The sequence below is a fragment of the Gordonia sp. PvP123 genome, assembly GCF_040547295.1.
In the GTDB taxonomy this organism is placed as follows: Bacteria; Actinomycetota; Actinomycetes; order Mycobacteriales; family Mycobacteriaceae; genus Gordonia; species Gordonia terrae.
In genome coordinates, this window is record NZ_JBEPPN010000003.1 from 286532 (window position 1) to 306371 (window position 19840).

At 69.2% G+C, this 19840-nt stretch carries 19 protein-coding genes; 4 read left to right on the forward strand and 15 right to left on the reverse strand.

Annotation, left to right across the window (positions count from 1 at the left end; all coding sequences use genetic code 11):
* Nucleotides 1–2: 2 nt before the first annotated feature.
* The 5 genes from ABIC25_RS06720 to ABIC25_RS06740 form a co-directional block, all read right to left on the reverse strand.
* Nucleotides 3–845 (reverse strand): cytochrome c biogenesis CcdA family protein, encoded by an 843-nt coding sequence (locus ABIC25_RS06720; RefSeq protein ID WP_064569633.1) that lies wholly within the window; start codon nt 843–845, stop codon nt 3–5.
* Nucleotides 845–1438, reverse strand: coding sequence for a TlpA family protein disulfide reductase (locus ABIC25_RS06725; protein WP_354560559.1), 594 nt, complete (start codon nt 1436–1438; stop codon nt 845–847). The genes ABIC25_RS06720 and ABIC25_RS06725 overlap by 1 nt, the downstream gene beginning before the upstream one ends.
* Before the next feature lie 68 nt (nt 1439–1506).
* Nucleotides 1507–2133 (reverse strand): histidine phosphatase family protein, encoded by a 627-nt coding sequence (locus ABIC25_RS06730; protein WP_004019939.1) that lies wholly within the window; start codon nt 2131–2133, stop codon nt 1507–1509.
* Nucleotides 2133–3482 carry a glutamate-1-semialdehyde 2,1-aminomutase gene (gene hemL, locus ABIC25_RS06735; RefSeq protein ID WP_354560561.1) on the reverse strand — a complete coding sequence of 450 codons (1350 nt, stop codon included), beginning with the start codon at nt 3480–3482 and terminating at the stop codon, nt 2133–2135. Before hemL ends, ABIC25_RS06730 begins: the two co-directional genes overlap by 1 nt.
* 83 nt (nt 3483–3565) lie before the next feature.
* Complete coding sequence (locus tag ABIC25_RS06740; protein WP_354560563.1) at nt 3566–4528, reverse strand: SGNH/GDSL hydrolase family protein; 963 nt, start codon at nt 4526–4528, stop codon at nt 3566–3568.
* Between the two features lie 135 nt (nt 4529–4663).
* Here ABIC25_RS06740 and ABIC25_RS06745 point away from each other — a divergent pair, with 135 nt between their 5' ends.
* Together ABIC25_RS06745 and ABIC25_RS06750 are read left to right on the forward strand one after the other, a co-directional pair.
* A complete protein-coding gene (locus ABIC25_RS06745) occupies nt 4664–6133 on the forward strand; it encodes an NAD-dependent succinate-semialdehyde dehydrogenase (RefSeq protein WP_354560565.1) in 1470 nt (489 codons plus the stop codon).
* 82 nt (nt 6134–6215) lie between these two features.
* Nucleotides 6216–6818: a YdcF family protein gene (locus tag ABIC25_RS06750; RefSeq protein WP_004019943.1), complete on the forward strand. Its 603-nt coding sequence runs from the start codon at nt 6216–6218 to the stop codon at nt 6816–6818.
* A gap of 152 nt (nt 6819–6970) precedes the next feature.
* Here the strand turns inward: ABIC25_RS06750 and ABIC25_RS06755 are convergent, their stop codons facing one another.
* Together ABIC25_RS06755 and ABIC25_RS06760 are read right to left on the reverse strand one after the other, a co-directional pair.
* On the reverse strand, nt 6971–8134 hold the full coding sequence (locus tag ABIC25_RS06755; RefSeq protein WP_064569611.1) for an acyl-CoA dehydrogenase: 1164 nt from the start codon (nt 8132–8134) through the stop codon (nt 6971–6973).
* 170 nt (nt 8135–8304) lie between these two features.
* Complete coding sequence (locus ABIC25_RS06760) at nt 8305–9000, reverse strand: TetR family transcriptional regulator (protein WP_101820122.1); 696 nt, start codon at nt 8998–9000, stop codon at nt 8305–8307.
* A gap of 157 nt (nt 9001–9157) precedes the next feature.
* Here ABIC25_RS06760 and ABIC25_RS06765 point away from each other — a divergent pair, with 157 nt between their 5' ends.
* Both ABIC25_RS06765 and ABIC25_RS06770 read left to right on the forward strand, forming a co-directional pair.
* The gene (locus ABIC25_RS06765) at nt 9158–11251 is read left to right on the forward strand and encodes an acyl-CoA dehydrogenase family protein (RefSeq protein ID WP_354560567.1); all 2094 of its coding nucleotides are present in this window, start codon (nt 9158–9160) and stop codon (nt 11249–11251) included.
* A 171-nt stretch (nt 11252–11422) separates the two neighbouring features.
* The gene (locus ABIC25_RS06770; protein WP_354560569.1) at nt 11423–12127 is read left to right on the forward strand and encodes a hypothetical protein; all 705 of its coding nucleotides are present in this window, start codon (nt 11423–11425) and stop codon (nt 12125–12127) included.
* On the opposite strand, the gene mce1N is transcribed toward ABIC25_RS06770, so the two are convergent.
* From mce1N to ABIC25_RS06810, 8 genes are read right to left on the reverse strand one after another with little or no spacing between them, the layout of a single operon-like run.
* The gene (gene mce1N, locus ABIC25_RS06775; protein ID WP_354560571.1) at nt 12109–12732 is read right to left on the reverse strand and encodes a transport-regulating membrane protein Mce1N; all 624 of its coding nucleotides are present in this window, start codon (nt 12730–12732) and stop codon (nt 12109–12111) included. The two genes, ABIC25_RS06770 and mce1N, sit on opposite strands and share 19 nt — an antisense overlap.
* Nucleotides 12729–13163, reverse strand: coding sequence for a hypothetical protein (locus ABIC25_RS06780; protein WP_064569615.1), 435 nt, complete (start codon nt 13161–13163; stop codon nt 12729–12731). Before ABIC25_RS06780 ends, mce1N begins: the two co-directional genes overlap by 4 nt.
* Nucleotides 13160–13927, reverse strand: coding sequence for a hypothetical protein (locus ABIC25_RS06785; RefSeq protein WP_354560572.1), 768 nt, complete (start codon nt 13925–13927; stop codon nt 13160–13162). The genes ABIC25_RS06780 and ABIC25_RS06785 overlap by 4 nt, the downstream gene beginning before the upstream one ends.
* 47 nt (nt 13928–13974) lie before the next feature.
* Nucleotides 13975–14952 (reverse strand): porphobilinogen synthase, encoded by a 978-nt coding sequence (gene hemB / locus ABIC25_RS06790; protein WP_004019951.1) that lies wholly within the window; start codon nt 14950–14952, stop codon nt 13975–13977.
* A gap of 16 nt (nt 14953–14968) precedes the next feature.
* Complete coding sequence (locus ABIC25_RS06795) at nt 14969–16654, reverse strand: bifunctional uroporphyrinogen-III C-methyltransferase/uroporphyrinogen-III synthase (RefSeq protein ID WP_354560574.1); 1686 nt, start codon at nt 16652–16654, stop codon at nt 14969–14971.
* Between the two features lie 49 nt (nt 16655–16703).
* Nucleotides 16704–17648 (reverse strand): hydroxymethylbilane synthase, encoded by a 945-nt coding sequence (gene hemC / locus ABIC25_RS06800; protein WP_004019953.1) that lies wholly within the window; start codon nt 17646–17648, stop codon nt 16704–16706.
* Entirely contained in the window at nt 17645–19033 is a 1389-nt protein-coding gene (locus tag ABIC25_RS06805; RefSeq protein WP_101820117.1) for a glutamyl-tRNA reductase, read from the reverse strand. The genes hemC and ABIC25_RS06805 overlap by 4 nt, the downstream gene beginning before the upstream one ends.
* The gene (locus ABIC25_RS06810) at nt 19030–19818 is read right to left on the reverse strand and encodes a redox-sensing transcriptional repressor Rex (RefSeq protein WP_354560576.1); all 789 of its coding nucleotides are present in this window, start codon (nt 19816–19818) and stop codon (nt 19030–19032) included. The genes ABIC25_RS06805 and ABIC25_RS06810 overlap by 4 nt, the downstream gene beginning before the upstream one ends.
* Nucleotides 19819–19840: the final 22 nt, after the last annotated feature.

The window sequence follows — 19840 nt, forward strand, 5'->3', positions numbered from 1 at the left end:
ACTCAGATCGGTAGTTGGGTGTCGGTGACGAAGCGGACCTGGACCCAGACGATGAACTGGTCCCACCAGCCGGTCAGCAGGGCGACGCCGACCCCGATCAGCAGGACCCCGCCGACCACCTGGATCGCGCGGGCGTTCCGACGGAGCCAGCCGAGACTGCGCAGGGCCCACGCCGAGGAGAACGCCAGCACCACGAAGGGCAGGCCCAGGCCGAGGCAGTACGCGACGATGAGGGTCACACCCTTGGCCGCCGTCGACCCCTCGGTTCCGCTGACGGTGGCGATCACCGCGGCCAGGGTCGGTCCGAGGCACGGTGTCCAGCCGAGCGCGAAGACCGCACCGAGCAACGGCGCCCCGACGATGTTCGAGACCCGCCGCGGCTCGAAGCGGACCTCGCGCTGCAGCGCCGGGATGAGACCGATGAACACCAGGCCCATCGCGATGGTGACGACACCGCCGATGCGTTGCAGCAGTTCACGATTCAGCACGAAGGTGCTCGTCACGCCGAGGACGGTGGCGGTGGCGGCGACGAAGACGACGGTGAAGCCGAGGACGAACAGGCCCGCCGCGAGCGCGACGCGCGAGCGGCCGCTCTTCGCGCTCTCGCCCACCTTCACCGCGGGCGCCTCCGCCCCGACGAGACCCGCGAGGTACGACAGGTAACCCGGGACGAGCGGGACGACGCACGGAGAGGCGAAGGACACGAGTCCGGCGAGCAGGCAGGCGGCGACGGCGAGTAGAAGCGGTCCGCTGGAGACGGTGTCGGCGAATGTGTCGCCGATCGACGAGGCGAGCATCAGGGTCGCCGGTTCCGAGGTGGACGGCTGCAGGGTGGACGCGAGCATCACACCGACCCTGCCGGCTCGGCCACGACGCGCTTGACGACCTCGTCGAGCTCGTTGTCGGAGATCGCCTTCAGGAACACCGCCGCCGGACGGTGCTCCCGATCGAGCACGATCGTCGTCGGCACCACCGAGGTGGGCGTGGTCAGCGCGGCGAGCGACATGCCCGGGAAGTCGTAGATCGACGGGAATCCGACGTTGCGGTCGATGACGAAGTCCTTCGCGGACTCGCGGTCGTCACGCAGGTTGATGCCGAGGAACTCCACCCCGTCGGCGCGGTTGCGTTCGTAGACGCGCTCGAGGTCGTCGGCCTCGCCGCGGCAGGGGCCGCACCATGATCCCCACACGTTGACGACGACGACCTTGCCGGCGAAGCGGTCATCGGACAGCGACAGCGGTTGCCCGGAGACCAGGTCTTCGCCGGTGACATCGGCGATCGGCTTGCGCTCGTCGGGCACATAGGTGATGACGGTCTGTCCGCCCGGCGAGACGAACTGGAAGGTATTCCCCTGCGCGACCGCGTCGTCGCCGGTGCTGCAGCCGGCGATCAGCATGACCAGGGCCGACAACATCGCCGGCAGGAGGAACTTGCGCACTACGTCAGACCTTCACTTCTTTTTCTGTCGCCGGGAGCGCAGCGAGCGGGACTTCTGTCACAGCCGGCTCACGCACCGGTGGCGAGCGGGTCCGAGGCCCCGGCCGGTTCGGAGTAGATGATGTCGACGAGCGCGTCGTCGTCGTAGATCAGGCTGGTCAGCGAGGCCAGCGAGCACTGCCGGCGACGCGGGTCGTGCCACAGACGCTGACCTTCGAGAAACCGGCGCAGCGTGTAGACGGGCAGCTGGTGACTGACGCAGACGGCTTCGTGTCCGCGGGCCGCGTCGCGCGCCGTGTTGGCCGCGGCGAGCATGCGGTGCGCGAGCTGGATGTAGGGCTCACCCCAGGACGGTGTGAACGGGTCACGCAGCTTCGGCCAGTGCCGCGGTTTGCTCAGCGCACCGTCGCCGACCGAGACCTTGAGGCCCTCGAAGACGTTCTCGGCCTCGATGAGGTCGTCGTTGGTCAGGATGGGGACGCCGTGTGCGGCGGCGATCGGCGTGGCCGTCTCCTGCGCACGTTGCAGCGGCGAGGCGAACACGGCTTTGACGTCGTGGTCGGCGAGCGCGTCGGCGACCTTGCGTGCCTGTGCCTGGCCGTCGCCGGAGAGGCGGAAACCGGGCAGACGGCCGTAGAGGATGCCGTCCGGGTTGTCGACCTCCCCGTGGCGCATCATGTGGACGATCGTGTGCATCAGGCGTTGTCCCCCGGTGTGGCTGCGGTCGCGGCCGCCTGCGCTGCCGCGGGCAGCGCATCGGCGATCTGCGAGAAAGCATCCTCGTCGAGCGCCGCGGACACAAACCAGGCCTCGTAGGCGCTCGGTGGTGCGTACACGCCGCGCTCGAGCAGAGCGTGGAAGAAGGGCGCAAACCGCCAGGTCTCGGTGGCCGAGACGCCGGCGTAGTCGACGATCGGGATCTCCGGGTCGGTAGTGAAGAACACACTCAGCAGGCTGCCCGCCTTCTGCACGCGGTGGGCCACCCCGGCCGCGGTCAGGGCCTCGTGCAGCAGCGCCCCGAGCCGGTCGGCGTTGGCGTCGAGCGTGCGGTAGACCTCGACGTCGGCGTGGCGCAGGGTCGCGAGCCCGGCGGCGACCGCGACGGGATTCCCCGACAGCGTGCCGGCCTGGTAGACCGGCCCGGTCGGCGCGAGCCGTTCCATCACGTCGGCCCGGCCGCCGAACGCGGCGGCGGGCAGTCCCCCGCTCATCACCTTGCCGAAGGTGTAGAGGTCGCCGGCGACGCCCTCGAGCCCGTACCAGCCGCTCGGGCTCACCCGGAAACCGGTCATGACCTCGTCCATGATGAGCAACGCGCCGTGGCGTCGGGTCAGGTCGCGCAGTCCGGCGTTGAAGCCCTCCACCGGCGCGACCGCGCCCATGTTCCCGGCCGCCGCCTCGGTGATGACAGCGGCGATGTCGTCGCCGAACTGGGCGAAGGCGTCGGCGACGGCGGTGAGGTCGTTGTAGGGCAGGACGAGGGTGTCGTGTGCCGACGCGCCGGTGACACCGGGGCTGGTCGGCAGGCCGAGCGTGGCGACGCCGGAACCCGCGGCGGCCAGCAACGCGTCGACGTGACCGTGGTAGCAGCCGGCGAACTTGATGATCTTGGAGCGGCCGGTGTACCCGCGGGCGAGCCGGATCGCCGACATCGTCGCCTCGGTGCCGGAGTTCACCAGCCGGACACGCTCGACGGGATCGACGCGGCCGATGATCTCCTCGGCGAGTTCGATCTCGGCCTCGGTGGGCGCACCGAAGGACAGACCGCCGGTGGCCGCCTCACGGACCGCCTCGACGACGGCCGGGTGTGCGTGTCCCAGGATCATCGGACCCCACGAGCTGACGAGGTCGACGTAGTCGTTGCCGTCGGCGTCGGTGAGCCGGCACCCGGCTGCGGAGGAGATGAAGCGCGGGGTCCCGCCGACCGCGGAGAACGCGCGCACCGGGGAGTTGACGCCACCCGGGATGGCCTGCGTCGCACGGGTGAACAGCGCGGCGGAGGCGGCCGTTCCGGGAGCAGGCGTGGCAGCAGCGGAAGGAGTCACGGCCTACAGTGTTCCAAACGGCACCGGGTGACCCAAATCCTCGCTGGTCAGAGGTGTCGGAACGTGGTCGTGCGGTGGCCGGACTATCCCGCGAGCGCCTTGCGCACCTGCTCGGCGATCGCCGCCTGCCCCTGCTCGTTGGGGTGCACCGCGCCGGGGCCCGCCGTGGTCATCGGCTCGATCCACCGTTCGTCGCCGGCACAGGCGTCGTGACCTTCGGACACCTGGGACATGTCGACGAACTCCACCCCCTCGTCCTCCGCCGCCCGCCGCCCGTAGGTGTTCAGCGCCGTCTGCAGTTCGCGGATCATCGGCACGTCACCTTCGGCGAGACGCATCTCGGGGTAGCAGCCGACGGTCGGCGGAAGCAGCCACGGGTAACCGGTCAACAAGATGCGGGCGTTCGGCGCGCGGTCCCGGACGTCGCGCAACGCCTGCCGGACGGCCGGGTAGATGTCGGCGGCGACCGGGTCGATCAGCGAACTCCCATAGCGATCGGTGCACGGCGCCCCCGAGCGGTCGACGTCGGCGAGTTCGCTGCAGAGCCGGATCGCCCGGCCATAGGTCTGCTTGTCGTTGCCACCGATCATCAGCGTCACCACGTCGGTGTCGTCGTCGAGGGCGTCGAGCTGCGGCGGTACGCCCTGGTGCTGCGCCTCCCGGAAGTCGTCGGTGTCGGCGCCCGCGCAGCTGACGTCCGTGAGGTCGAAGTCCTCGTCCACGGCGACGATGTGCGCGTAGTTCTTCGACGACCGCTGGCAGTAGATCGGTGAGTCCGCCTCGAGCGGGCTCACGCCGGTCCCGGCGCTGAAACTGTCGCCGAGGTTGACGTGCTTCGTCGACCGTGCGTCGTTCTCCGTCGACTGTGCAGGCGTTTCCGTCGACTGTGCGGGCGTTTGCGTCGACCGTGCAGGTGTTTCCGTCGACTGTGCATCGTTCTGCGTCGACTGTGCGCATCCGGCGAGGACGGTGCCCGCCACGAGCAGCACGAGTCCGGACCGGATCAGTCGCCGTGGACGTCGATCGCCGAACCTGCGTGCGTTCATCCCGCCATCCTGCGTGCGGCGGAGCCCGTCGGCAACCATCGACCAGTCCCCGGCCCACGCGAGTAGCGTGGTGCGCCGAGGGGACCTCCGCTCCGGGCGGAGTCCCGCAGCCGAGTGACGAGGATGTGAATGCGCATGAGCGACAAGGAGATTCTCGACCCGCAGGCCGTGCTCGACGGCGTGCCCACCGGACTCTGGATCGACGGTCGGTCCACCCCGGCCGCCGACGGCGCGACCTTCGAGGTCCACGACGCCGCGACCGAGGAGTCGCTTGTCGCGGTCGCCGACGCAGGAGTCGCCGACGCCCGCCACGCTCTCGATTCCGCCGTCGCCGCGTCGGCGGGCTGGGCGGCCACCGCGCCACGTGAGCGCGGGGAGATCCTCCGCCGGACCTTCGAACTGCTCACCGACCGCGCCGCCGACATCGCCATGCTGATGACCCTCGAACTCGGCCGCGCCCTGCCCGACAGTCGCGCCGAGACCACCTACGGCCTCGAGTTCTTGCGCTGGTTCGCCGAAGAAGCCGTGCGCGTGGGGGGTCGATTCAGTCCGGCACCGGCCGGCAACGGGCGCATCCTGGTGGCCCACCAACCGGTCGGGCCGTGCCTGGCGATCACCCCGTGGAACTTCCCGCTCGCGATGGGGACCCGAAAGATCGGCCCCGCGCTCGCGGCAGGCAACGTCATCCTCGTCAAACCGGCCCGCGAGACACCGCTGACGATGCTCGCGCTGGCCGAGGCCTTCGCCGAGGCCGGCCTCCCGCCCGGCGTGCTGTCGGTCCTGCCCACCACGTCGAGCGGAGACGTGTCGTCGACGCTCATCACCGACGACCGCATCCGCAAGATCAGCTTCACCGGTTCGACGCCGGTGGGCCGCAGCCTGCTCGGCCAGGCCGCCGATCGCGTTCTGCGGACGTCGATGGAACTCGGGGGCAACGCCCCGTTCCTCGTCTTCGACGACGCCGACATCGATGCTGCCGTCGAGGGCGCATTCGCCGCCAAGATGCGCAACGGCGGTGAGGCCTGCACCGCGGCCAACCGATTCCTGGTGCAGGCCGGCGTCGCCGAGGAGTTCACCGAGAAGCTCGTGGCGAAGATGTCGGAGGTCCGCATGGGCCCGGGGTACTCCGACGGGGTGACCCTGGGACCGTTGGTGAACGCCGATCAGCGGGACAAGGTCGCCGAGGCGGTCGAGCAGGCCGTCGCCGACGGCGCCCGGGTGCGGTTGGGTGGTGAACGTCCGGAAGGTCGGGGCTTCTTCTATCCGGCAACGGTTCTCGACAACGTCGACCCGTACGCGCCGGTGACACGCGAGGAGATCTTCGGCCCCGTCGCGGTGATCAGCACGTTCGACGACGAATCCGCCGGCATCGAAGCGGCGAACTCGACCGAGTACGGCCTGGCGTCGTACTTCTACAGTCGCGATCTCGAGCGCTGCATGCGGGTCGCGGAGCGTCTGGACTCAGGCATGGTGGGGGTGAATCGAGGCGTGATCTCCGACGCCGCAGCGCCGTTCGGCGGGATCAAGCAGTCCGGGATCGGGCGCGAGGGCGGTAGCGAGGGCATCGACGAGTACCTCTCGGTGAAGTACGTCGCCCTGACGTGACGGTGTTACGTATGTGACTAGTGATGCAGGTGTTATCGATCTGATACCTGCACGGCCGTACTGATCCCTACACTCGGTCACCATGCGTCGTAGAACCCTCACGACCGCGGCTGCCGCGACCGCGATCGCCACCGCCGCTTCGGTGGCGATCGCGGTCGCACCGTCGGAACCGGTCGCGAATGTCCAGAATGCCGCGGTCAGCACCGATTTCGGCAGTGTCGATCTCGGCAGCTCCGAACTGGGGACACCCAACAGCAACTTCCTGTGGCAGAGCCCGGGAACTCGGTACATCGTCGTACTCGGTGCCAAGTTCGGCGTCCTCGGCCAGACCCCGGACGTGCTCAAGCGCCGCCTGAACGTGGCAGCCAACCTGGGCAAGAAGCACCCGTTCAACCGCATTATCGTCTCCGGCGGCGACACCCACTGGCTGCCCGTCACCGAGGCGCAGTTCATGAATCTCGGACTCATCCGTCGCGGAATCCCCATGTGGCAGATGGTGAACGAGGGACGGTCGACCTCGACCGTGCAGAACGCCCACTACACCGTCGGCATGCTCAAGGCCATGGGCGCCAACGGCGCCATCATCGTGACCAACGGCTTTCACATGGAGCGTGCGATGAAGAACTTCCGCGACGCGGCCCGAAACCAGCACGCCCGCATCGAGTTCCGGTCGGCGTACGCCTAGCACCTCACGGACACCCTTCCCGCGTCGCCAATTCCGTGCCGCTGATTCGATCCCATCAGCGGGACGGAAACGGCACCGCGGGAACGCAGCTCGCCCCGCCGGCCGAAGCCGACGGGGCGAGATCGTGATATCTCAACCAGCGGTCGGGGCGATCAGCGCAGCAGCGCGCGGCTCATGACGACGCGCTGGATCTGGTTGGTGCCCTCGTAGATCTGGGTGATCTTGGCGTCGCGCATCATGCGCTCGACCGGGAAGTCGCGCGTGTATCCGGCGCCGCCGAAGAGCTGCACGGCGTCGGTGGTGACCTCCATCGCGACGTCGGACGCGAAGCACTTCGACGCCGACGAGATGAAGCCCAGGTTCTTCTCGCCACGCTCGGCGCGAGCGGCCGAGGTGTAGACCATGAGGCGCGCGGCCTCGACCTTCATCGCCATGTCGGCGATCATGAACTCGACGCCCTGGAACGAGCTGATCGGCTTGCCGAACTGCTTGCGGTCCTTGACATATGCGATCGCCTGGTCGAGCGCACCCTGCGCGATGCCGACGGCCTGCGCGCCGATGGTCGGGCGGGTGTGGTCGAGGGTCTGCAGGGCGGTCTTGAAGCCGGTGCCCTCGTCGCCGATGATGCGGTCGAGCGGGATCGTGCAGTCCTCGAAGTACAGTTCTGCGGTCGGCGAACCCTTGATACCGAGCTTCTTCTCCAGCGGTCCGACGGTGAAGCCGGGATCGTCCTTGTGGACCATGAACGCGGAGATGCCGTTGGCCTTCTTGTCGGCGTCCGTCACCGCCATCACCGTGTACCAGGACGACTTGCCGCCGTTGGTGATCCAGCACTTGGTGCCGTTGAGGACCCAGTTGTTGCCGTCTTTGCGTGCGCGGGTCTTCATACCCGCGGCGTCGGAACCGGCCTCGCGCTCGGACAGTGCGTACGACGCCATCGCCTCGCCGGAGGCGATGGACGGCAGCACCTGCTGCTTGAGTTCGTCGGAGCCGTTCAGGATCAGGCCCATGGTGCCCAGCTTGTTGACGGCGGGGATCAGCGACGACGACGCGTCGACACGGGCGACCTCTTCGATGACGATGCATGCCGCGATCGAGTCGCCGCCCTGGCCGCCGTACTCCTCGGGGACGTGGATGGCGTTGAAACCCGAGGCGACGAGGGCGTCGAGGGCCTCCTGCGGGAACCGCGAGTTCTCGTCGACGTCGGCGGCGTGGGGCTCGATCTCCTTCTCCGAGAGAGCACGGATCGCCTCGCGCAGCGCGATGTGCTCTTCCGGGAGCTCGAAGACGTTGAAGTCGGGATTTCCGTAACCCATGACAACTCCTCACGGCACCTGCGGTGCCTGTTCGTTCCCGGCACGCGTGTACCGGCAGATGTTGACGACCAGTGCAGCACGGCACTCAGTGCCATGTCAATCCGCACGAACCCTTACCCGGGCGATTGTCCTCGAATCCGCGGCCATTGTCCCGCGGCCGTTCGTCGGGCTCAGCCCTCCCCCAGCTCTTCGGCTACGCGACGTGCGACTTCGGCAGGCGGAGTGCCCGCCGGGTAGGTGACGACGGTGACCTGTCTGCCCGATTCCACCACCGGCGTCGATGCAGTCCCACCACGTGCGGCACCGAGTGCCACCGCTACCCGTTCCAGCTCCACGCGCAGACGTTCCGGCGTGGCCCCGGCGTCGCCGCGGATCATCTGCCGGAGCAGGAAGTTGTGGGTGCCGGTGACCGCCGCCACGTAGGCGACGACGTGGACCGGCGACTCCTCGGGCAGGCGTGCACGCAAGAACTCCTCGAAAGCGCCCTGGTAGCGATAGGTCGTGACCAGTTCCCGGTCCCGCAGCGCCGGCACCTCCTGGACCACCTGCGCCCGACGCACCGCGAGTTCCCGGTCCCGGACGAAGTGGCCGAACACCAGCTCCGCGGCGGCACAGACGGCAAGCCACGGGTCGTCGTCACCGGTGGCGAGCCGGTCGCCGACCTGCGTCAGCAACGACTCGTGGTCGGCGAAGATCACATCCTCTTTGGATCCGAACTGCCGGAAGAACGTGCGACGTGACATGCCGGCGGCCGCGGCGAGCTGTTCGACGGTCGTCGACTCGTAGCCGTGCTCGCTGAACAACCGGATGGACTCGGCGACGACGCGCATGCGGAACGCGGCCGGATCGGTGTCCACGACTGACATGGATCAAGTATCACCACACCGCGGCGGAGTGGTCGGCAGACCGGCCCCGAGAAGGCGGTTCGGCGCCGACCCGTACTGCGGATGGCGATCATTACTCGTCAGTAGCAGGCGCCACAAAAGCTAGGTCCGACGCCGGGTCACTACGTACGGTGGAGCCATGGCAACCCCCACCGCTCCCTCCGAGAAGACTCCGGCCGAGAAGAGCTCGGACGAGAAGACCCCGTCGATGACGAGCCCGACGCCCATCGCCACCGAGCCGACCGTCGACGACCCGGTGACGCCGGCATCGGTATCCGCCGACGACGAGCTGTCCGCGGACGAGCGTGCCCTGCTCGTCGACAATCTGCGGTTCGTTCTCGACGGTCGCTGGCGCGCGACGAGGGAGACGGTGCGGGAGAACTCCAATCGCGCCGACCTCCTGCCCGACCCGGCCCGGACCCTCGACGAGGCGCGCGCCCACACCCTCGAGGTGATGCGCGAACTGGCCTCCCAGGGCTTCGCCGCCGCCGGATTCGCCGAAGACCACGGCGGCAGCGGGGACATCGGCGCGTCGATCACCGCCATCGAGATGCTCGGTTACGCGGACCTGTCGCTGATGGTCAAGGCCGGTGTGCAGTGGGGCCTCTTCGGCGGTGCCGTCGAAAACCTCGGCACCGCACGACATCACGAGAAATTCGTGCCCGGGATCATCGATCTCAGCGTCCTCGGGTGCTTCGCGATGACCGAGACCGGCCACGGCTCGAACGTCCAGGCCATCGAGACCACCGCGACCTACGACCGCGACGCCCGCGAGTTCGTGATCGACTCCCCGACCCCGTCGTCGCGCAAGGACTACATCGGTGGCGCCGCCGCCCACGCCCGCTACGCCGCGGTGTTCGCGCAGCTCGTCACCGGCGGGCCCGACGAGGAGCCCGAGGGCCGCGGCGTGCACTGCTTCGTGGTGCCGATCCGCGACGAGGACGGCAACGACCTGCCGGGCGTCACGACGAGCGACTGCGGATACAAGGGCGGATTGGCCGGCGTCGACAACGGCCGGATCATGTTCGACGACGTCCGCATCCCCGCGGAGAATCTGCTGAACCGGTACGCCGACGTCGCCGACGACGGCAGCTACAGCTCCCCGATCGAGAACACCAACCGCCGCTTCTTCACGATGCTCGGCACGCTCATCCGCGGTCGCGTCAGCGTGGCCGCGACGGCGGGTGCGGCCGGCCGCAAGGCCCTGGCCCTCTCGACCCGCTACGGACTGATCCGCAAGCAGTTCGAGGCACCCGAGGGCACCGACGAGATCACCGTGATGGACTACCTCGGCCACCAGCGAAAGCTGTTGCCGCTCATCGCCAAGTCGTACGCGATCGGCTTCGCGCAGAACGAGATCGTCGACGAGCTGCACGAGGTCCAGTCGGTCGCGCCCGACGACTCCGACGCCGGTCGTCAGCGCCAGCTCGAGGGCCAGGCCGCCGGCCTGAAGGCCTACGCCACCTGGCACGCCTCCCACGCCATCAATGTCAGCCGCGAAGCATGCGGCGGCGCAGGCTATCTCGATGAGAACCAGCTGTCGATCATGCGCGGCGACATCGACGTGTTCACCACCTTCGAGGGCGACAACACGATCATGACGCAGCTGATCGCGAAAGAACTGCTGTCGGCGTACTCCGAAGACGTGCAAGGACTCTCGGCCGGTGGCTGGGTACGGTTCATCGCCGGGATGGCACGTGATGTGGTGGCCGAGAAGACCGCGGTCCGGCAGGTCGTGCAGACCCTGCTCGACGGCTCCGACGAGGACACCGAGAAGTCCGCGCTCACCGACCGCAGCACGCAGATCCGACTGTTCCGCAATCGCGAAGACCACCTGGTCCGCACGTGCGCGCAACGACTGCGCCGCGCCCTCGACGACGACAACGACGCCTTCGAGGTGTTCAACAATGCCCAGGACCACCTGTTGAAGGTGGGGCACGCACACATCGAGCGTGTTGTGCTCGAGGCCTTCGTCGAGGCGATCGAGAACTGCGATTCTCGTTCCGCGGCAGATCTTCTGGGCAAGGTGTGCGATCTGTTCGTCTATTCGGCGCTGGAGGACGACCTGTCCTGGTTCCTGATGCACCGGCACATCTCGGTGGAGCGCGCGAAGGCCATCCGGCGCGGGGTGAACGAACTCTGCCAGGAGCTGCGCCCGCACGCTCGGTCGCTCGTCGACGCATTCGGTGTCCCCGAAGAACTGCTGCGCGCACCCATGTTGCAGAACGGCTGAACCCGCTTCACAACCACTGCGGCCACCGTCGAGTAGACGGTGGCCGCGGTGCGTTCCGGGCCGGTGTTTGCCCATCGGCACAGCGGGCATACTGCCGCCGACGCCGCTGTGGAGACCACGCTGCGCGGTCCGCGACCGGGCGCGTGCGACCACCCGACAACCGGAGTTCTCATGACCGCAGTACCCGACCTCCTCACGACCCCGTTCCGCTGGCTCGCCGCCCTCAGGCACGCCCGGGTGTTCCACCCCGACGGTCTGCTGTGCGGGGGACGCGCCGCACTGTCCGCGGATCACCCATTGCCCTTCCGCAGCGGCCCGGTGTCGGTGCGGGTGTCGAAGGGGATCGGCACGCCCGGCGGCCTACCGGACATCGTGGGGCTCGCCATCCGTTTTCCGTCGACCGACCATGGCGCGGTGGGTGGCGGCGGCGTCTCGTCCTCGACCAACGCCACCGGCGCCTGGGACCTCCTGCTTGCCGGCCCGGCCCCGTTCGCCGGCCGCGTGCCCGTGCCGCTCCCGACGACGCACTGGGCCACCGCGGTGTCGAGCCTGACTCCGTACCGCTACGACGGCGAGCTGTACTGGATTCGGGCCCGCATCCTCGAGCCGTCGGAGTCCTCGGGACTCTCGATCGAGGATCTGGCCGCCCGCCTGCGCCGCAACCAGCCGATCGTGATCGTCCTCGAGGCCGGCGTCGGACGCTTCGTGCCGGTGGTCCGGATCGAGCTCGACCACGTCCTCACCGGACTCGACGTCGACTTCGACCCGATCCTGCACCGGCCCGAAGGCGTCGAGTTCGCGCCGTCCTGGCTCGGCGACCTACGACGCCGCGCCTACCGCGACAGCCGGGCGGGCCGTCACTCGGTCGATTCCTGATCCGCCGGGTCGGTTCCCGTCGTCGAGGCGCCGCGGGGCGGCAGACCCAACCGGACGGCCTCGTGTGCCTGCGTGAGTTCGCTGCGCAACCGTTCGACGTCCCGGGCCCACGCCTGCGCGAGTGTCCCCGAGGTCAGCTCCACACCGATCCCCTTACGCCGCCGGGGTACGCCGTGCAGCTCACCGAGCGCCGACGCACTCTCCCAGTCCTCCGGGGCGTGACCGTGGTTGGGCGGGAAGATCTTCCGGATGTCCGCGAGCGGGGTCGTGACCGCGCCCTGCCGGAGCGTGGTCTCGGTGAGCTCGACGCTGACGTGGCGGCGGGCGGCGGACACCTGCACCAGGGAGAACCCGAGAAGCAGCACGAAGAAGATCATGAGCACCGGCCAGTGCACCTGACCCGGCCCGGTGATCTCCACGGCCAGGACCGCGCCGACCAGGATCGGGCCGATCAGGACCACCCACCAACTACCGCCGGACTCGGCGAACAGAACCTCCCCCGCCGGTTCGACCGGGTCGGGCGCCGGGACGTCGGAATCGGTGCCGTCGGACTCCGGGGCGTCGGTTTCGGGGTCGGGCTCGGAGCCGGCCGGGTCGGCCGTCATGTGTTCTTCTTGCGGGACCGGCGAGCCGGGGCCTCCGGCTCCTTGCCGGTGTACCAGGTCTCGGCGGGTGGCCGGTAGGCGAGCAACGACCCGAACAGGCCGATGATGCCCGCCAGCAACGGGAACGCGAAGAAGTTCATCCCCAGGCTCAGGAACAGCAGCATCGCCACGACGACCAGGGTCAGCGCCGCCAGCGACGAGCGCCATCTCGCGTCGCCGGTGAACGCCTTGCTGCCCAGCAGGATGTAGGCGACACCCACGACGACGACCATGGCGCCCAGCACTCCGGACGTGACGGTCCCGGAGTCGCCGACCGCGGACACGACGATGACGAGTGCGCCGAGCGCGATCAGGAGCGCACCCGAGGTCAACCAGCACCGGTAGGCCCAGACGACGAGTTTCGGACGCAGCGCCGGATCGGGACTTGTCACTGGTTCTTCGGTCCTTCGTTCTGGTTCTCGGGGGCCGGTTTCCCGGGCTGGGGGTTCTCCGGGTGAGGGTTCTCCGGGTGCGGGCCGATGCGCTCACCTCGGTACTCGCTGTCACCATACGGCGTGTTCTGGCCGTACGGGTTCTGGCCGTACGGATTCTGGCCGTACGGGTTCTGGCTGTAGGGGTTCTGGCCGTACGGATTCTGGCCGTACGGATAGGGTGGCATCGGCGGGTGTACCGGCTGCGGCTTGCGCGCCTGCGCCATGGCCCGGCAGTACTTCTCGGAGTCGCCCCGCATCAGCAGCACCGTCGCACCCAGCGCCGCGACGCCACTGATCACCTGCGGGATCATCGCCCACGCCGGTGACGTGTCGCCGAACAGCGAGAACAGCAGGCTGACCACGACATAGACACCCATCGCCGACAGCACGACGCGGGCCCAGTTGTAGCCCTTCCGGGTGAACCAGACGATCAACGCGGTGATCGCGGTCAGGAACAGCGAGGTCACCACCAGCACACCCACCACGAATCCCGACGACGTCATGAAGTCGACCTGCTCGGGTGGGATGCCCTCCTGGGGAGCCGCACGCACCTGCTCGCCGATCATGTCCACGAAGGTGCCGGTCTGCGCGAACAGCGCCACGATCTGGCCGACGATCACCACCACCCACAGCTCGACGGCGATGGAGACGGAGTCGGGGATCTTCGGTTGCGACGACGCGCCGGGGTCGGACTCGGGCGCGGGGCCGTACGGTGCGGACATGGGACCAGCCTAGTGAACCGGGATCGCCGCGAGCGCTGCGCGCGGGATCACGACAGGCGCTGTGCCACCTCGGCCGCCCAGTAGGTCAGGACGATCGACGCGCCGGCCCGCCGGATGCCGGTCAGTGACTCCAGGATCGCGGCGTCCCGGTCGATCCAGCCCCGTTCGGCGGCCGCGGAGATCATCGAGTACTCGCCGCTGATCTGATACGCCGCGACCGGGACGTCGCTCATCTCGGCGACGTCGCGCACGATGTCGAGGTAGCTCATCGCCGGCTTCACCATCACGATGTCGGCGCCCTCCTCGAGGTCGAGACGGACCTCGCGCAGCGCCTCCAGCCGGTTGGCCGCATCCTGCTGGTAGGTGCGCCGGTCGCCCTGCAACGACGAGCCGACCGCTTCCCGGAACGGGCCGTAGAACGCCGAGGCGTACTTCGCGGCGTAGGCCAGGATCCCCGTGTCGGTGAAGCCCTCCGCGTCGAGGGCGGCACGGATCGTGGCGACCTGACCGTCCATCATCCCGCTCGGCCCGAGGAGATGTGCACCCGCTCGCGCCTGCGCCAGGGACATCGACACGTACCGCTCGAGGGTCTCGTCGTTGTCGACGCGACCCCGGCCGTCGACGACGCCGCAGTGCCCGTGGTCGGTGAACTCGTCGAGGCAGGTGTCGGCCATGAGGACCGTCGAGTCCCCGAGGTCGTCGGCGAGGGTGCGCAGGGCCCGGTTGAGGATCCCGTCCTCGGCGTCGGCGCCCGACCCGGTGGCGTCCTTGTCCTCCGCGCGCGGCACACCGAACAGCATCAGCCCGCCGACGCCGGCCGCGACCGCCTCGGCTGCGGCACCGCGCAGCGAGTCCATCGTGTGCTGCACGACGCCCGGCATCGACGAGATCGGCACCGGCTCGTCGATGCCGTCGGCGACGAACATCGGCAAGACCAGGTGTCGCGGCTCGAGTGAGGTCTCGGCGACCAGCCGACGCATCGCCGGGGTGGTACGCAGCCGCCGGGGCCGGATCACGGGTGACATTGAGGTCCCTTCGAACTCACGAACGCGAGCGGCGAGACTTCTTGCGCGGGGGCGGAAGTGCACCCTCGGCCCGGAGCCGGGCGGCGTGCTCGGCGAGCGCGTCGACCAGTTCGAGCACCGACGCGTTCTCCGGCTGCACATCCACCCGGAGTCCGAATTCGGTTGCGGTCTCGGCGGTCTTGGGTCCGATGCACGCGACGATGGTGCGCGCGTGCGGCTTTCCGGCGATACCGACGAGGTTGCGGACCGTCGAGCTCGAGGTGAAGCAGACCGCATCGAAGCCGCCGGTCTTGATCATCTCGCGGGTCTCGGCGGGCGGCGGTGCCGCGCGCACGGTGCGGTAGGCCGTCACGTCATCGATCTCCCAACCGCGGTCACGCAGACCCTCGGACAGCGTCTCGGTGGCGATGTCGGCGCGCGGCAACAGGACTCGGTTCACCGGGTCGAAGACGTCGTCGTAGGGCGGGAAGTCCTCGAGGAGTCCCAGTGAGCTCTGCTCACCCGACGGCACGAGTTCGGGGTTGATACCGAACGATCGGACCTTCTCGGCGGTGGCCTCACCGACACAGGCGATCTTGACGCCGGAGAACGCGCGGGCATCGAGTCCGAACTCGGCGAACTTCTCCCACACCGCGCGGACCGCGTTGGTGGAGGTGAACACGACCCACTGGTAACGCCCGTCGACCAGTCCCTTGACGGCGCGTTCCATCTGCGCCGGACTCCGCGGCGGTTCGACCGCGATGGTCGGCACCTCCTTGGGCATGGCGCCGTGGCTGACGAGCCGCTCGCTCATGTCGCCGGCCTGGTCCTTGGTGCGCGGAACCAGGACGGTCCAGCCGTACAGGGCGCGCGATTCCCACCAGGAGAGCTTGCCGCGCGCACCCACCACCTTGCCGACCGTGACGATCAGCGGGCCGGTGAGCGCGTTGCCCTGCTCGTTGAGCGTCGCGAGCGTGGCCTCGATGGTGCGCTGGGCGCAGGTCGTGCCGTTGATGGTGATCGCTGCCGGGGTCTGGGGCGCCATGCCGTGTTCGGTGAGCGCACTCGCGGTCTCGGCGAGGTGACCCGACGTCGCGTGCAGCACCAGCGGGCCCGGGGCGGCGGCCAGTGCGGCCCAGTCGACCTCGCCGCGGACGTCGGCCTCGGTGTGGGTCGAGCCGAGCGGCATGCCGGCGTAGCTCGGCACGACGGAGGCGGCGGGCAGGCCGGGCAGGACCTCGAAGGTGACCGACGTGCGGGCGACGGCGTTCACCTCGGCGAGGACCGAGTCGGTGGTCAGCGGATCTCCGGAGACCACGCGCACGACGTCGTCGCCGTTGCGGGCCGCGGCAACGAGGGTTTTCGCGACCTCGGCCGGGTCGCCGAGTGCCGGTCGGACCACCGACTCCTCGTCGGCCTGTCCGGCATCAGCCTTGCCGGTCTCGTCACCGACGGCCTGCGGCTCGTCGGCCGGAGCGGCAGTCGCCGCGTCGTCGGCGGGTTTCTCGGCCTTCTTGGTGGATCGGCGAGTGTCGGCGGCGGGTTCGTCGCGATGCGCACTACCGATCAGCGACACCACCGGCGCGGGCACATCGGGGTCGATGTAGGCCGTGGTCGCGTTGGTGATCACGGTGCGCGCCCGCACGGTGAGCAGGTCTGGGTCCCCTGGACCCGACCCCACGAACAGGATCCGTCCGGGATTTGCCTTCTTCGTACGGCTCATGGGTTCGCACTCTCCTGCCCTCTCGGCGAGGGCTGCAGTTCGTTCTCTGCTAGGGAGAGTTGACGAGGTCGCCCGCTCCCAGCTCCAGCAGTTCGGCGGCGAGATCCTTGCCCAGCTGAACGGCATGATCGACCGGACCCACCGCCGAAGCGCGGATCACGTCCGATCCGTCCTCGGCCGCCACTGCCGCTCGGAGCGACAGCTCGGCGAAGATGCGCCCGTCCTCGTCGATCGACTCGACCACCTCCGCGATCGCTCCGACCGGTGCGGTACAGCCGGCTTCGAGAGCCGCGAGTACCGCCCGTTCGGCATCGATGGCCGCGCGGGTGGACTTGTCGTCCAACTCGGCGAGAATTCTCACCAGTTCGGCATCGTCTGAGCGGCACTCCACAGCGAGTGCACCCTGCGCCGGAGCCGGCAGCATGACCACCGGTTCGAGCGCTTCGGAGACCACTTCGGTCCGTCCGATCCGCACGAGCCCGGCGCGGGCGACCACGACTGCGTCGAGTTCGCCGCTGGCGACTTTGCCCAACCGAGAATCTAGGTTGCCTCGTAGGGGGCGGATTTCCAAACCGAGACCCAATGCCTTAAGCTGCGCGGCCCGTCGCGGGGCCGAGGTGCCGATGACCGAGCCGGGTGGGAGCTCGCCGAGCACCAGTCCGTCGCGTGCGACCAGTGCATCGCGGGGATCGACGCGCGTCGGGACGGCCGCGATGGTGAGGTCGTCCTCGGGCGCCGTCGGGAGGTCCTTGTACGAGTGCACGGCGACGTCGACCTCGTCGTTCCGGAGCGCCACGCGGATCGCGGTGGTGAACACCCCGACGCCGATCTCGGCCACCGGCGCGGCCGAGGCGTCACCGGCGGTCTTGATGATGACCAGTTCGGCGGGATGCCCGGCGGCGGTCAACGCATCGGCGATGGTCTGCGACTGGGTGGTCGCCAGCAGTGAACCCCGCGTGCCGATCCGGATCGGCGCGGGAGAGGTTGCGCTCATCGGTCGCCCAGCTCGCCCGCCGCGTCACCCGCGGGCAGGCCACCGATGTGGTCGGGAGCCGAAACAGCTTCGGCCGCACCGGGCTTGAGTTCGAACAGTTCGCGCAGCGCCTCGGCGTAGTGGTCCCCGTTGGGGGTCGACGCCAGTTGCTTGACCCGAACGGTCGGCGCATGCAGGAGCTTGTCGACGACGCGACGGACGGTCTTGGCGACCTCGTCGCGCTGTGCGCCCTCGAGGTCGGGAAGCCGGGTCTCGAGACGCAGGATCTCCGCCTCGACGACGTCGGCGGCGCGCTGGCGCAATGCTGCGACGGTCGGGGTGACCTCGGCCTGACGCTGGTGGGTGAGGTAGTCGGCGAGTTCGGACGCGACGATCGACCGCGCCGCGAGGGTGTCGTTCTCGGCGGCCTGGGTCTCGGAGTCGCCCCGCAGACCCTCGATGTCGACGATGTGCACGCCGGGAAGTCGCGCGGCGGCCGGGTCGACGTTGCGCGGGAGACCGAGGTCGCAGATGACGAGCGGCGCGGCCGCGTTCCCGGCGCCGGCGCGAGACGCGAGAGCCTCGTGCACCGATCCCACGCCGACGACCGCGCCGATCGCACCCGTACACGTCACGACGACGTCGGCCGTGGCCATCGCGGCCGGCAGGTCGTCGAGTCCGACGCCCCGGACGTCGATGCCGTGATTGGCGGCGATGTTGCCCGCGAGATGGTCGGCCTTGTCGACGGTCCGGTTCACCACGACCATCTCGGTGACGCCCTCACGGGCCAGCTGCGCGGTGGCCAGACCACCCATCGCACCGGCACCGACGACGACCGCGCGGCGCAGGCGGTGTGCGCCGGTCGCGGGATCGGTGAGCAGCGCCTTGGCGCGGTGAAGTGCGACGGAGACCACCGAGGCACCCGCCCGGTCGATACCGGTCTCGGTGTGTACCCGCTTGCCGACGCGCAGTGCCTGCTGGGCCAGTTCGTGCAGGACGCGCCCGGCGGAGTCGTTGGCGTCGGCGCTGAGGTAGGCGTTGCGGATCTGGCCGAGGATCTGCTGCTCGCCGACGACCAGCGAATCGAGGCCCGCCGCGACGGTGAAGAGATGCTCGACGGCGGCCTCGGAGTACCGGACGTAGGCGTGGCGGGTCATCTCGTTGACGGTCATGCCGGAGTGATCGCCGAGGACGGCGCCGACGGCCTCGAGCGCCGGGTGGAAGGCGTCGACGACGGCGTAGATCTCCACCCGATTGCAGGTGGAGACGAGCATGGCCTCGGAGATCGCTCGCGAGGAGAGCAGCTCGTCGATCAATTTGGGACGGTCGTGGTCGGAGACCGCCAACCGCTCGAGCACCTCGACCGGAGCACTGCGGTGCGACACCCCGAACAACAGAACACTCACGCTGTCACCGTTTCTTCACCCATTGCGTTTCCCTGGTGCCCGCGAGCCCGCTTCGTTCCGCGCGGCTCCTTGACGTCGTCGCGCGGCCCGCGAGAGGCCTGGAAAGCCAACACCTGTAGCTCCAAGGCTAGATCAACCTGTCTGACGACGACATCCGACTCCGCCGGAAGCGAGACCGGCGTGACGTTGAGCACCTGCCGTACACCCGCGGCGACGAAGGCGTCGAAGGCGAGCCGGGCGTCGTCGTCGGCCGTGGCGATCACCGCGATCTCGACCGTCGGGACCGCCCGTGCACAGACGGTCGCGATGTCGGTCAGAGGCGCCACCTGCGGACCACCCGACTCGAGGACCGCGCCGGCCAGGGCGGGATCGGCGTCGAACATCGCCACGACCCGGAACCCACGTCCGAAGCCTGCGTGCGACAGAAGCGCGCGGCCGAGCGAACCGGCACCCGCGAGCGCGACGGTGTGGATGCTGTCGGTGTGCAGGGTCATCGAGATCCGCGCGGTCAGGCGGCCGACGTCGTATCCGACGCCGCGAACGCCGTTGGCGCCCACGTAGGAGAGGTCCTTGCGCAGGATGGCGGGATTGACCCCGGCGGCCGTCGCCAGCTCGCCGCTGGACGCCAGCAGGATGCCGCGGCGACTGAACGAGCGCAGCACGTGCAGGTAGGTGGCCAGCCGGGTCACCGTCGGCCCGGGGATGTCGGCGGCGGGGATGTCGGCGGTGGGAACGGCAGACGCGGGAGGGTCGGCGTCAGCCGACTTCGCACGTTCCGCGCCCACGCTCACTCCCGCACACTCGTCG